We start from the raw sequence: 13,643 nt of genomic DNA on the forward strand, positions 1-13,643 counted from the left end.
AGGCTTAGGACGAATATCCTAAGCCAAATGGTACAAGCCAAGAGTGTCAGTAAATTAGGCGGTTTGTGGTTTGTGTTGTGTCGCTTTGGCTGATTTCCCAGTCACTTTAAGCAAGGCAGGAATCAACAACAAATCAAGCACAAGCGCGATAATGATGGTGATTGCGGTCATCAGGCCCATGTCCGCATTCATCTTGAAGGAACTGCTCGCCAACACAAAGAAGCCTGCACTGAGCACTATGGTGGTACCTATGATTGCCACGCCAGTTTCTCGAACGGCGGTAACAATCGATTCTTCTTCCGACTTCCCTTCCTTACGAGACGTGTGATAACGATAGAGCAAGTGAATGGTGTCATCCACGACGATACCTAGTGTCATACTCGCAATGACGGAAAGACTCAAGCCAACTTCACCAATGCTCAGTCCCCACAAACCAAAGGCAATGGAAGCCGGCAAGATGTTTGGCAAGATGCTAATCACACCAAGGCGAACGGAACGCAGAATCAAACCAATAAGGAAGGAAATCACCAATAGCGCCGCGGCAGACGCCGTCAACATGCTCACGTTGTTACGATAGCCAATGTGCGCAAACATGATGTCAGCGCTCACTCCAGGACTAATGCTGCTTTCAGGAAATAAGCCTAACAACTGGCTGCGTAACGTTGACTCCAGAGCAATCAAATCATTGGACGACATCTTCTTCGCCGTCACGATAACGCGCAGTTCTTTTTTATCCAATGCGACCTGGTTGCTGAGGTTCAATCCGTATGGAAGCGACATGTCATAAAGCAAAAGTGTTTGAGCAGACAACTCAGGATCACTGGTGAGACGATATTCACCCGCTTCATCGTTATGCAAGCTGCTGTTCAAGCGCTTCATGATGTCAGTCAGCGATTGAATGTGATACACGCCTTCGGTTTGGCGAGCCTGTTGAACAAACTGATCCAACTTATGCAGGAAATCAGGAGAGGTAATAAGTTCACCTTGTTCTGGTCGAATCGCATATTGAATACTCGCCACACCCGTTAAATTAGCGTATGTGAAATCGTTCGCTTGGCGCACCGCATAGGATTCATCGAAATATTCAAACAAGGTGTCATCTATATCGTTTCGAACCAAGTTTGCAGCAATTACGCCACCACCAAGTACAACTACAGCGATCTTTAATCCAGGCTTCACCATTGCCCTGCGAGCGATGGATTCAAGTGGCTTAGCAAGCCCAGAGCGCTTCACTACTTTACTCTTTCTTGCTGGTAACAAGGCCAAAAGCGCAGGTACGAAGAACAACGTCAGGAACATAGCAGCAATCACGCCCATCGCGGTGATGTTGCCCAAATCGTTAAACGGAGGAGAGTCACTGAAGTTCATCGACAAGAAACCAACCGCAGTAGTCAAACTGGTCAGAATAATGGGTAGACGATGTTTCTCCATCGATTGCTGCAAAGCCACCAGCTTGGTTTCGCCTTTATTCAGCGCGTGTTTATAGCCTTGCAAATAGTGAATGCAGTCGGCAACCGCCATGGTCAAAATGATAAGCGGTGCAGATGCAGACGGAGAGGTAATAGCCATGCCGAGCCAACCTGCAGCACCAAGCGCGATGAAGATTGAAGAGATGATGGTTAATGTCACTACCACCGAACTCCACAAGCTACGCAGATAAATGCCCGTGCCGATGACAATCAGCAGCAATGCGCCCGGCACCAAACTGCCCATATCTCGCTGTGTCGCCTCACCAAACGCGTCGTTCTGCATCACCTGACCAGTGAGATAAAACTGCACGTCAGGGTAACGGGTCTGAGTTTCAGCAATCTTGTCCTGCCAGAACTGCGCGATCTCACGCACTTCTTCGGACTGACCCTCCGTCGTCAAACGCACCAACACATTGATCGCCGTCGAGTTCGCATCTTGAGCTAAGTAACGATTGACCAACTCAGGTTGTTTAAGTGCATAGGCTTTCTTCTCTGCAAGCAGCTGGGTATTACTGAGTTGGTTCGCGTTTACAAAATCTTCGACGATCAGGTCATCATTTTGAGCATGGGTATATTGATAGTTGGTCAATGAATCCACACGGTATGAGTGAGGTGTTTGCCACGCATATTCCGTCAGTTCCATGACCGCTTTCAGCACATTTTCCTGAAAGACATCGCCCGATTTCGGGTGCAAGACAATCAATACGCTGTCATTGCTGTTGTATTTTTCTTCGATGCTCTCAAACGCGATCAAATCTGGATTGTCGTCGCTAAAGAACACTTTATAGTCATTGTTTAAGCCGAGTTTCCCTAAGCCAACAAACGCTAGGGCCATGATGCAGAGCCACCCCACAAGGGCGAGCAAGGCTCTGGGTTTTGTCCATTTTTTCATTATTCGAGACTTCCTTTGAATTAGGCCTGCTGCGTCGCCAGCACAGACAGGCGGTGGTTTTCTATTTCTATCGCCTCTGCTTTCACCTTATTCACCGCTTTTTCTATCGCCTCTGCTTTCACCTTATTCACCGCTTTTTCGATCGCTTCATCTGGGTCGACATATAAAGGCAACTCAAAGTGTTCCGCGATGGTAATCAGTCGATGACGCAAATCACCGCCAACCGTGATGTAAGGGATGTTGAGCTCTTTCACAGTAGAGAGCAGAAGATCATTAGAGAGCGTTCTAAAACTTTCAGACACTGGACGGTGGCCATCTTCCACCAAGTCAAATTCAATCGGCAGGTGCACAAACTTGCTGTAGGTCTTTTTCGCATGACGCTTTGCAACGTTGCCAAAAGCATCAATGTAACCACGGTGAATTGACGCATACGGTTTGCCTATCAGTCTTTTCATAGCCAAAACCAAGTCGCTGTCATTTGGGTTAATCCCAGTTTCCAAGCGCGCAGCCCCATACACCCATTCATGCAAACAAGAACCATCAGAGAAAAAGCGATCACCACATCGCTCTTCATTCACAACGCGCTCACTCAAACGACTAAGCCCCAAGTTCAGTAGCTCCGCAGGATTACACTGCTCTAAGGTTTTACCCGGCACCGCATCTGGCAGAATCTCACGCATGGTGCGCGCCTGAGTCCGTGGAACTTGAGTCGCGATCGCCAGCGCTTCCGTTAATGTCGTTTTTCCGGTTGAGTACGTTCCTGAAATGGCAATTTTCACGCTGGTTCTCCTTGTGGTAATTGATGGCATAGTTTTGCAGTTAGATTGAATTCTGGATGGCCGGAAACCGAGCCGTTTACGGTGGCAAGTCGCCATGAAGAGTCTTTCTTTTTCACTAGAGAATTCTTCATGCTACGAAGTGTGAGTGTGTGTTTACGACGAGGGATGATGGGATACGGCGTTGTGACCGTGACAGAGCGCATCCACAAGTTGTGAGTCTCATTACGATCCAGCTTATCGAGGCGATACATCACCAACTGCGACAGCTGAGCAAAACACGTCAGCCAATCCACCATCATCAATGCATTGGGGTAATGCCCCATCGCGCCCGTTGATGGTTTGCCTGGGCATTGAAACAGCAAGTCACTGGAGACTGCACAAATGGCGTCACAAAAGGTGTTGTTCGCAAGGTGGCAATGACGCAAACGGAAATCACTGTTGAAGTACTCATCCTCATCCGAAAATGACACGACAGATTGCGAGTGATCCGCTTCCGCCTCATGATCGATGATCACTTCAATTTCCATACTGTCGAGCTTGGTTTTGACGCGAGTTAATGTGCCAAACAAGCTGTCTTGTGAACTGCTGGTATCAAGTAACTGGGCAGAAAAGCGCACCGCATCAAGATCCTCTAACGCTTCTGCGCCAGCTTTAATCGACACGTGGCGGATCCACGCTTGAGACGACTGGTGGGCTGACAACTGATAATGGCGTTTGATGATCGCGTAGGAGACACGACCAGCAATCAGAAACGCATCAATCGTACTAAGATGAGGCCGACGAGATTGCGTCTTCTTTTGTGACCAATCTGTTCGATACGCAACACTGACTAATCCTTGTGCGGAATCCGTGTCGTAGTTGATGTTGCATTCATATTGAGTGCGCTTGTAGCCTTCACCGAAGTAGCGCTGTTCCGAGGGACCCAAAATGTCATCAATACTGGTGACCACCTCGTTAATTTCCTTACCTGAAAGATTAAGCTCCATAAAAACAAATACTCCTTGTGCGAATCACATTGGTTGCGGAGTTTTTATGCTACCTCCTGTGTTTCTATTTTTATCCTGTCCGAATACCCGCTGAAACTGTCCACTCGTACAGGTTCAACCCTGTCTAATTTCTTGTAACTTGCACAACAAAACTCGTCCTTCAACAAGGAGTTAACTATGAGGATGTTTTTCGGATTGCTCATGACACTCTCAGCAACGGCCGCCGCTGAGGGTGTCTCCGGGTTCGATGTAGCAAAGGAAATGATCAGTCGAGATACCGGATATGTTTCCTATACATCGGACGTGGAGATGTCGATCGTCGCAGCTAATGGCGACACAGTACGCAGACAATTGACGATCAAAGGTATCGAGCAAGAGAACGATGGCGATAAGATCATCACTTACTTCCAAGCGCCACGAGACATTGCTGGTACCGCCCTACTTACGTTTAGCCACGCCATTGAAGCGGATGATCAATGGCTGTTTTTGCCTTCTATCAAAAGGGTTAAACGCATTTCGTCTAACAATCGTTCAGGGCCATTTATGGGCAGTGAGTTTGCTTATGAAGACATGAGTTCGTGGGAGTTGGACAAATATCGCTATGAGCTCGTCGAAGAAAAAACACAAGATGGGCAAAGTTACTGGCTGTTGGCTTGCTTACCTCGCTACGAAAATTCCGGGTACTCGAAACTTGTCGCTTGGATTGATCAAGACATTTATCAACCACGAAAAATCGAATACTACGACCGAAAAGGCACGTTGTTTAAGCAACTCACCCTCTCCGATTATGAGCAACACAACCAACGTTACTGGCGTCCGAAGTTTGCTCAAATGGACAACTTAAAAAACAAGCGTTCCTCTTCATTGTCATGGAAAAACATGACGTTAGGTGTGGATGTTCCACAAAGCCAGTTTGAACCCAAACAACTCCGTAACGCATACAGGCACAACTGATGAGGAAAGCGCGCACCTTACTGCTCACCAGTTTATCTCTTTCCTTCTCATCGGCAGGATTTGCCGATTGGCAGACCGAAGGTTTTGTTGGGTTTACCGCAGACCTCTACAAAGACGAGGCACAAACGGGGCAATGCTGTGACACACTCGCCAATCGAGCTCTTATTGCCCCTCGTCTACTGTGGTGGAACGATTCGGGCTGGGCAGCAACCTTCAGTCCTTATGCAGAATATGAGTTTCAGTCCGAACAAGGGTTCATTAATCTGCGCGAAGCCAATATCACTTATGCGGGAGAAACGATCGAATGGCTGCTTGGCTATGGTGTGGTTTACTGGGGTGTCACGGAAGTCTACCAACCCGTCAACGCAGTAAATCAATATGATGGGCGCATCGCTTTGGGGTATGAAGAGAAAATGGGTCAACCCATGCTTCAAGCGCGTTGGTTGCCTGACTGGGGAGATGTGCAAATGCTGTTACTGCCATTCCACCAGCCTCGTAAGTTTAGAGAGCCAGATCAACGTCGAACCCTGATTAAGCCTGTCGACGATGATGCGATCTATTCTGATGGAGAGAACGCCCTCGATAGCGCGATACGGATTGGCTTTTGGCAGGATGCATTAGATGTTGGCATTAGCGCTTTTTACGGCAATAGCCGAGAACCTTTGCTCGTCGAACGCCCTAATGACTGGCAAGCCTCATACGCACGAATATTCCAGCTTGGCACCGAGTTACAATGGACGCAAGACGACCTTTTACTTAAATGGGAAGGGACGTTTAAATCTGGGGAAGGCAGTGACTACTTTACCCTAGTCACAGGGTTTGAATATTCGGTGTACGGTTTTTCCTTTAGCCAAGGCACTCTCGGTATAATCGCCGAATACGCATGGGATAATAGGGATACATACGCACCACCTACTATCTACAACAACGATGCTTTTCTTGGTTTGCGTTGGCAAGCGAATGATGTCCAAGATACCGAGTTTTTGCTGTCTGGATTGTTCGACTTAGAGCAAACTTCACCGATCTACAAACTGACCGCTTCTGGGCGCATCAATGAACACTGGAAATGGATAGCAGAAGGTTACTATCTTTCCTCCATGTCCAGTAGCGAACCCATTGCTTACCTAGAAAACGACAGTTACTTCTCTATCGGCGCAGAATACTACTTCTAAAAAGCGGATCGATTTCTCGTTATCGCGGCGGCTCACAACATCGTTAAATGCCTTTTGATAACATGGCGTTAAAAACTGGTGAGCCAATCGTGAACTTACTGAACCCTAAAGCCCTGCGCCATTTTCTCTTGATACTGTTTGCCATCGGTATGGTCGGGCTAGTTTTAACTCATCATTACGCGACAAAGTACCAACATCAGCAATGGCAATCGGATCTAAAACAGCAAGCCTCTCAGGTCGCACAAGAGATCGATTATGAGTTGGCTAAGTTTGAACAAATTCCTAATCTACTCAGTCATGACCCAAGATTGCTTGAAGCCGTTAAAGTGGGCAAACGTTCTGAGTCCCTCAATAAATTGCTTGCCGAATGGCTAACTCAGAGCCTTGCTGACACCATTTATGTGCACGACAACACTGGCTTAGTTATCGCATCGAGTAACTACCAGCAAGACGACAGCTTTGTGGGCTCTAACTTTGCCTTTCGTCCTTACTTTCAGCACGCCTTAAATGGAGAGAAAGCTCAGTATGTTGCACTGGGCGTACGCTCAAATAAGCGCGGCTATTTCTTCTCGTCCCCTCTTTGGGTTGAAGGCGAAGTCGCGGGCGTGATTACCGTTAAAGTGAACCTAGAGCAGTTAGAACAAAGATTGGCACAAGACGATGGCGGCTTGCTGGTTACAGGTGTGCACGATGTCGTCTTCATGAGTAACTTACCCGATTGGCGTTATCGTGCACTTTTCCCGTTATCTGAAGCTGCGAAAGAAGAACTCAATCAAACTCAGCAATATGGCGATACCCTGCCGCAATACCGAGGCGAATTGACCGGACAAAGTGGCGCAACACAGTTTGAGAACAATCAGCTACTGGTTTCTCCTAACTACCTGGCTTACGCGACCAAATTATTCGACAAAGGCTTTCGCGTCGTCGCTCTGATTAGCCAACAAGAAGTCCTTACCGCGGTATTGCAGGCGGACGTGGTTTACCTGTTGCTCTACGCGCTCGTGGGTTTAATTGCCTTGGCGTGGTTTCAAATGCTGGTCAACAAGGCACGCCTCGCGAATGTGAATGCCAATTTGGAAGAAAAGGTGACAGAGAGAACCTTAGTCCTCAGCCAAGCCAACCACAAATTACAGCAAACCGTGCATCAATATGAGCAGAGCCAACAAGAGCTCAAACAGACTCAACAAGAACTGACTCAAGCGGCAAAACTCGCGCTGCTTGGTGAGCTATCCGCTAGCATCAATCACGAAATCAACCAGCCGCTTGCAGCGCTGCGCACTTACACCGAAAACTCTCAACGCTTGATGGTGATGGAGCGCTACCCGATGGTGACAGACAACCTCGATAAAATGCTCTCTCTTAATGACACCATTGCCGAAGTGATTGCTCGCTTAAAGGTGTTTACACGCAAAACGGACGACAACCCACACAACGAAGTGGCGGTCTTACACGATGCCGTGCACAACGCGACGAGAATTCTAAGCAGCAAACTCATCAAGCAAGGCGTAACACTGAAAGTGCCAACCATCGATTACAACGTGAGGCTAGCGATTCACAGCGTGGAGCTTGAACAAGTGCTGATCAACCTCTTCCACAACGCTGCTCAAGCAATGGAAGGGCATTGTATCGATCCACAAATTTCAATTGCCGTGCAATGCGACGAAACCAACTGCGATATTTTAGTTTCCGACAATGGACCAGGTATGTCAGAACAAGCATTAGCAAGAATATTTGCCCCATTTTTCACCACAAAACCGGAAGGACTCGGATTAGGTTTGACCATTTCAAAACGGATTTTGGAAAGCTACCAAGGCTCACTCAGTGCTTACAATCATAGCGCTAACCATTCCATGGATACGCACTCTCAGCCATCTGGCGGCATGACTTTTGTGGTCAGCGTGCCTTTAGTGCCGCCTCATAGCACAGAGGAAAATTCACATGCATAGTCCTGTTTTCTTTGTTGATGATGAACCGCACATCCGTGATGCAGTAACTCAAGCCTTGTTGATTGAAGGCATCGACGTGACTTGTTTTCCCAATGCAGTCGAAGCCTTACGTGTGATTGACCCAAACTCGCCAGCACTGATCATCACCGATATTCACATGCCAGTGATGAACGGTTTGGAGTTCATGCGCACCCTGCTTGGCAAAAATAGTCACTTTCAATTTATCGTCTTAACCGGCCATGGCGATGTGAAGACGGCGGTTGAGGCGATGAAGAGTGGCGCGTATGACTTTCTTGAAAAACCGTTTTCGACAGAGCAACTACTCAAGTCCCTCAATAACGCAGGTGACAAGCTGACCTTGTTGCAAGAAAACGTATGGCTAAAGAAAGAACTCGACATGCAAACCCATGTTGGGCCGAAAATGATTGGTCACAGTCAAGCCATGGTCGATATCCGCCGAGCTTTAATCAGCGCCCCACTCCACCAGCCGCTTGTTTTTGTTGGTGAGGATGGCACAGGGCGAAGACTTGCTGCTCAGTTCGCTCACGATATTCATGCCACAGCCGAAAGTGAGCTGATTGTCGCGTCCGGTGAAGACTTATATGAACTCTCACTCGATGCCTTGGACAAAGCCATACATCATCTTACAGACGGCAAAAGCCAATGTAGTTTGTACTTACACAGCGCAGAGCACATCTCGAAGAAGCAATGGCAATGCTTATTTCAGCATACCAAGTTACAACGTGTATTTGGCGCGGCCAATAGCGTCGATAAAGGGATAGAAGAACGAGTGTTGCTGATTCGCATGCCAAATTTGAATGAACGCAAAGAAGACATCGGTCCCTTATACAAACACTTTGTGCGCCACTCCGCCAGTCGTTACCAACTGCAACCACCACAGATAAGCCTTGATGAGGTGAGAATGGTCACGGAACTCGATTGGCCAGAGAATATAAAACAGCTGCGACAGTTTGCGGAATTGAGAGCATTAAAACCCGATGCGTTTCGTATGGAAGATTGGAACAATGAGAAAAGTATTGAAATCCAAAGTATGACTCAACGCACAGAACACTTTGAATATTGCTTGTTGTTTGACGCCTTGCAACGACATAGAGGCAGACTCAAAGAGGTTCAACTAGAATTACAAGTGTCGCGCAAAACCTTGTACGACAAACTAAAAAAACATCAGTTGGACAAAACAAAGTTCAAGGCACAGTAAATAAGGGGCACTTACCCCTTTCACACATTTTTATTCGCCGAGCATGCTGACATGGTTGGCCAATAATAATAAGATCAAAAAGATAAACCGTCTTTATAAACAAGGAATGTGATGAGCCGAGACAACTACAACAAACTTAGCAACGATGAGTTGGACTTTGTCGACGACAAGACCGCCGCATTGCTCCTAAACACGCCAAGTAGCGCCCGCTTAATGCTGTGGGTCATGGTGCTGTTTTTTGTTGCAGCCATTGGTTGGGCGTCTTGGGCGCAAATCGACAAAGTCACCGTCGGCCAAGGCAAAGTCATTCCATCTTCTCAAATCCAAGTGGTACAAAACCTTGAAGGTGGCTTGGTCAAAGAGATCTTAGTTAAAGAAGGTCAACAAGTTGAAAAAGGTCAGCAACTATTGCTGATTGATGACACACGCTTTCGTTCTGACTTCCGTGAACGTGAACAACAAGTAGCGAACTTAACCGCTTCTGTATTACAACTTTCCGCCTCAATCAGCAGTGTGGAAGTTAACCGCGAGTTTGATAACAGCAACTGGGAACAAAACGTGGTGCTGGATTACGGCAAACTGACTTTCCCACCAACTCTAGAAGAAAACCAACCTCGCCTAACCCAACGTCAAAAAGCGGAATACCGTGAAGACTTGGACAATTTGCGTAGCCAAATTTCGGTTATCGACCAACAGGTAAAACAGAAACAACAAGATTTGGTAGAAATCCAAGCGCGTGTGAGCAACCTGCGCCAGAGCTACCGTTATGCGAAAAAAGAGCTGGATATCACCAAACCACTCGCAGATGAAGGTGTGGTACCTCGTATCGAACTGTTGAAACTTCAACGCCAAGTTAACGATACCCGCCGCGAAATGACTTCTAGCGAACTGAAGATTCCTGTGCTCAAATCCGCCATTCGCGAATCCATGCTTAACCGTATTGATGTTGCGTTGAAATTCCGCTCTGAGCAGCAAGAGAAACTGAATAGTACTCAAGACCAACTGTCTTCTTTAGTCGAGTCGGCGGTTGGCCTAGAAGACCGTGTAAATCGTACTGTTGTCGTATCTCCGGTAACAGGCACCATCAAAACATTGAACGTCAACACGGTCGGTGGCGTTATCCAACCCGGTATGGACATTGTCGAAATCGTTCCGACCGAAGACACCTTATTAGTTGAAGCGAAGATCGCACCGAAGGACATTGCCTTCTTGCGCCCAGATCTTCACGCCATCGTGAAATTTACCGCGTACGACTTTACTAAGTACGGCGGACTTGAAGGGGAATTGGAACACATCAGTGCCGATACTACGCAAGATGAGGAAGGCAACAGCTTCTACATTGTTCGCGTACGCACCGATAAAACCAATTTTGGACAAGATGCAGACTTGCCAATCATCCCGGGTATGACGGCATCAGTCGATATCATCACAGGGAAGCGAACCGTTTTGGAATACTTACTCAAGCCAATTTTGAGTGCCAAAACCAACGCACTGAAGGAGTAAGGGTCAGCAAGGTATGCCCGATGTGTCGTTTAGCGTTGATAAGTGGTTAAATAGAAAGCACTTATTTCTCACTGACGAGCCCGTTGGAAGAGTACACTTGTGATGTGAGTCGAATATGCCACCCAGATTGAAGCGTAAAGTTACATTATTAATCAGCATCGGTTGTCTTTCGTTCCAAATCGGTGCGTTAAACAGCAAAGAACAACGATGGGTCGATACGGTCACTTCAGTCTATGGTGAGCGCGCTGGGATGCGCGTGAAAACTTGGCGAGACAACATCGACTTTTTCAAAACATTGGAGACTCATGAGAAGCTTGCAGGCGTTAACGACTTTTTCAATCAACTTTACTTCGTTGACGATATAGACCTGTGGGGTAAAAAAGACTACTGGGCGACACCACTCGAGTTCTTGGGCAGTAATGCTGGCGACTGTGAAGACTTTACCATCGCCAAATACTTTTCCCTACTTGAGCTCGGTATACCGGATTCAAAGATGCGTTTGATCTACGTTAAAGCCATCGAACTGAATCAGTTTCACATGGTATTGGCCTACTACCCAACCCCAAGTTCGGAGCCTCTCATCCTCGACAACCTCAACCCAGAGATTGTTCGAGCCTCCAGACGTAGCGACTTGCTACCGATATACAGTTTTAACGGTTCAAACCTATGGCTTATGAAGTCTTCTGCTGGCGTTGGAGAGCTAGCAGGAAAAGCCTCACGTTTGAGCCTTTGGAATGACTTACGCTCGCGCGAACGTAAGTTGCAGTTAAAAAAACCTAAAATTAACTATGACGAGTGAAAAACATGACCCTATATAAGAAGCTTGTAGTGGGAATGGTTACGGTCTTTATACTCTTGATGGCATCAGTATTCGTAATCCAGTTCAACACTACTCGAGACAGCTTAGAGCAGCAGCAACGTTCAGAGGTCAACAACACCATTAATACCGTTGGTTTGGCGCTAGCACCTTATCTGAAAGACAAAGATAAGGTGGCGGTCGAATCTGTGATTAATGCGTTGTTCGATGGCAGTACTTATTCTGTCGTACGTCTCACCGCGTTAGATTCGGATTACCAAATCGTACGCTCGTACCCAGTCAAGCCAAGTAGCGTTCCGCAATGGTTTATCGACTTGAACTTGTTCAAGGCAATTCACGACAAACGTGTGGTAACCAGTGGTTGGATGCAGCTTGCAGAGGTGGAAATCATCAGCCACCCAGGCGCAGCCTACGAGCAACTGTGGCAAGGCTTTATTCGCCTGCTATCGGCATTTGGCGTTATCTTCCTAGCCGGTCTAGTGGCGATTTCTTACATCCTACGTCGCTCACTCAAACCTTTAGCGGCCATCGTGAAGAAAATGCACGAGATTGCTAACAACCAGTTTGGTGACCCACTGGCCCGTCCTAAAACCAAAGACTTGATTGCAGTTGTTGATGGCATTAACTCGATGTCAGCACAAATCGAACTGTCATTTAAAGAACAGGCAAAAGAGGCGCAGCGTCTGCGTGCTCAAGCTTACCTAGATCCAATCTCCAAGCTAGGTAACCGCTCGTTCTACATCAACCAAGTTGACCAATGGCTGGCAGAACAAACGCAAGGGGGTATCGCGCTACTCCATGCTGAATACATTGGTGATATCTACGAGACAAAAGACTACCAACGCGCTGATGCCCACGTGAAAGAGTTGTCTCAACGCTTGAAAAACACCATCGATGTTCCGGGAGCAACCATTGCTCGTCTATCAAGCGACGAATTTGGCCTTCTATTCCCGCACATGGATGAGAGCGAGTTACGCATTCTTGCTGACAGTATCGTCAACTGTGTGAATGGCCTTAACACCGATCCAACCGGCCTTGCTAAGCCAAAAGCATCACTGGGTGTGGCACACAGTAAAGATCAGAAAACGCGTACTGAAGTCCTATCAATGGTGGATAACGCGCTATCGAAAGCAAAAGCACAACCAGACAAAGCGTACGGCTTCGTGGGTGGTGAAAACACTTCTAACCTTATGGGTAAACAGCAATGGAAAGCGCTGGTTGAAGAAGCGATTCACAGCGATTGGATTAAATTCCGCTTCCAGTCTGCGAAGAATACTTGGGGTAAAGTGTTCCACAACGAGGTGTTCTCAAGCATCGAAAAAGATGGCGAGACCTACCGTGCGAACCAATACCTGTTTGCTCTTGAGCAGCTAGACGCAACCAACATCTTCGACCAATACGTTATTGAGTCGATGATCAAGATGCTAGAAAGCGGCGAGCTAAAAGAGCCAGTGGCAATCAACATTGCGCAAAGCAGCTTGTCTCAACCATCGTTCATTCGTTGGACCACCAGCATGCTAGAGAAGCACTCAAAAGTTGCCCCAATGCTGCATTTCGAGCTTCCTGAAGCGTGTTTCATTGACCATCCGCACCACACAGCGCTGTTGTGTAACGCGATTCGTCAAGCAGGTGCGGAGTTCGGTGTTGATAACTACGGTCGTAACTTCCAGTCACTTGAGTACATTCAGGAATTCCGCCCGAATTACGTGAAGTTGGATTACCTATTTACGCACAACTTGCACGATGAGAAACAGAAATTCACTCTGACCTCAATCTCTCGTACCGCTCACAACTTGGGTATTACGACGATTGCATCGCGTGTTGAAACACAGATTCAGTTGGATTTCCTCACCGAGCACTTTGTTGAAGTCTTCCAAGGCTTCATCGTCGACAAGGAATAAGAAAA

General features: G+C 47.3%; 10 protein-coding genes. 7 read left to right on the plus strand and 3 right to left on the minus strand.

The features are described 5' to 3' along the window. Positions 1-54 precede the first annotated feature (54 nt). Genes ATB78_RS14775 through ATB78_RS14785 form a run of 3 tightly spaced genes read right to left on the minus strand, consistent with a single transcriptional unit; the run spans position 55 to position 4,126 of the window. The gene (locus ATB78_RS14775) at positions 55-2,361 is read right to left on the minus strand and encodes an MMPL family transporter (RefSeq protein ID WP_061009044.1); all 2,307 of its coding nucleotides are present in this window, start codon (positions 2,359-2,361) and stop codon (positions 55-57) included. A 20-nt stretch (positions 2,362-2,381) separates the two neighbouring features. Continuing rightward, positions 2,382-3,140, minus strand: coding sequence for an ATP-binding protein (locus ATB78_RS14780; protein WP_061009045.1), 759 nt, complete (start codon positions 3,138-3,140; stop codon positions 2,382-2,384). Continuing rightward, complete coding sequence (locus ATB78_RS14785; protein WP_061009046.1) at positions 3,137-4,126, minus strand: AvrD family protein; 990 nt, start codon at positions 4,124-4,126, stop codon at positions 3,137-3,139. Before ATB78_RS14785 ends, ATB78_RS14780 begins: the two co-directional genes overlap by 4 nt. Before the next feature lie 183 nt (positions 4,127-4,309). Between ATB78_RS14785 and ATB78_RS14790 the strand changes: the two genes are divergently transcribed. The 7 genes from ATB78_RS14790 (at position 4,310) to ATB78_RS14820 (ending at position 13,638) form a co-directional block, all read left to right on the plus strand. Beyond that, a complete protein-coding gene (locus tag ATB78_RS14790) occupies positions 4,310-5,080 on the plus strand; it encodes an outer membrane lipoprotein-sorting protein (protein ID WP_061009047.1) in 771 nt (256 codons plus the stop codon). Next, a complete protein-coding gene (locus ATB78_RS14795) occupies positions 5,080-6,252 on the plus strand; it encodes a hypothetical protein (protein WP_061009048.1) in 1,173 nt (390 codons plus the stop codon). The genes ATB78_RS14790 and ATB78_RS14795 overlap by 1 nt, the downstream gene beginning before the upstream one ends. A gap of 47 nt (positions 6,253-6,299) precedes the next feature. Beyond that, positions 6,300-8,198, plus strand: coding sequence for an ATP-binding protein (locus tag ATB78_RS14800; RefSeq protein ID WP_061009049.1), 1,899 nt, complete (start codon positions 6,300-6,302; stop codon positions 8,196-8,198). Next, complete coding sequence (locus tag ATB78_RS14805; protein ID WP_061009050.1) at positions 8,191-9,417, plus strand: response regulator; 1,227 nt, start codon at positions 8,191-8,193, stop codon at positions 9,415-9,417. Before ATB78_RS14800 ends, ATB78_RS14805 begins: the two co-directional genes overlap by 8 nt. A 111-nt stretch (positions 9,418-9,528) precedes the next feature. Further along, positions 9,529-10,920: an HlyD family type I secretion periplasmic adaptor subunit gene (locus ATB78_RS14810; RefSeq protein ID WP_009706675.1), complete on the plus strand. Its 1,392-nt coding sequence runs from the start codon at positions 9,529-9,531 to the stop codon at positions 10,918-10,920. 115 nt (positions 10,921-11,035) lie between these two features. Further along, positions 11,036-11,719, plus strand: a complete 684-nt coding sequence (locus ATB78_RS14815) for a transglutaminase-like cysteine peptidase (protein WP_020197833.1) — start codon at positions 11,036-11,038, stop codon at positions 11,717-11,719. A gap of 5 nt (positions 11,720-11,724) precedes the next feature. Further along, positions 11,725-13,638, plus strand: a complete 1,914-nt coding sequence (locus ATB78_RS14820) for a LapD/MoxY N-terminal periplasmic domain-containing protein (protein ID WP_032802817.1) — start codon at positions 11,725-11,727, stop codon at positions 13,636-13,638. Positions 13,639-13,643: the final 5 nt, after the last annotated feature.

Origin of the sequence: Vibrio sp. CUB2 (assembly GCF_001557945.1) — a bacterium.
Taxonomy (GTDB): Bacteria; Pseudomonadota; Gammaproteobacteria; order Enterobacterales; family Vibrionaceae; genus Vibrio; species Vibrio owensii.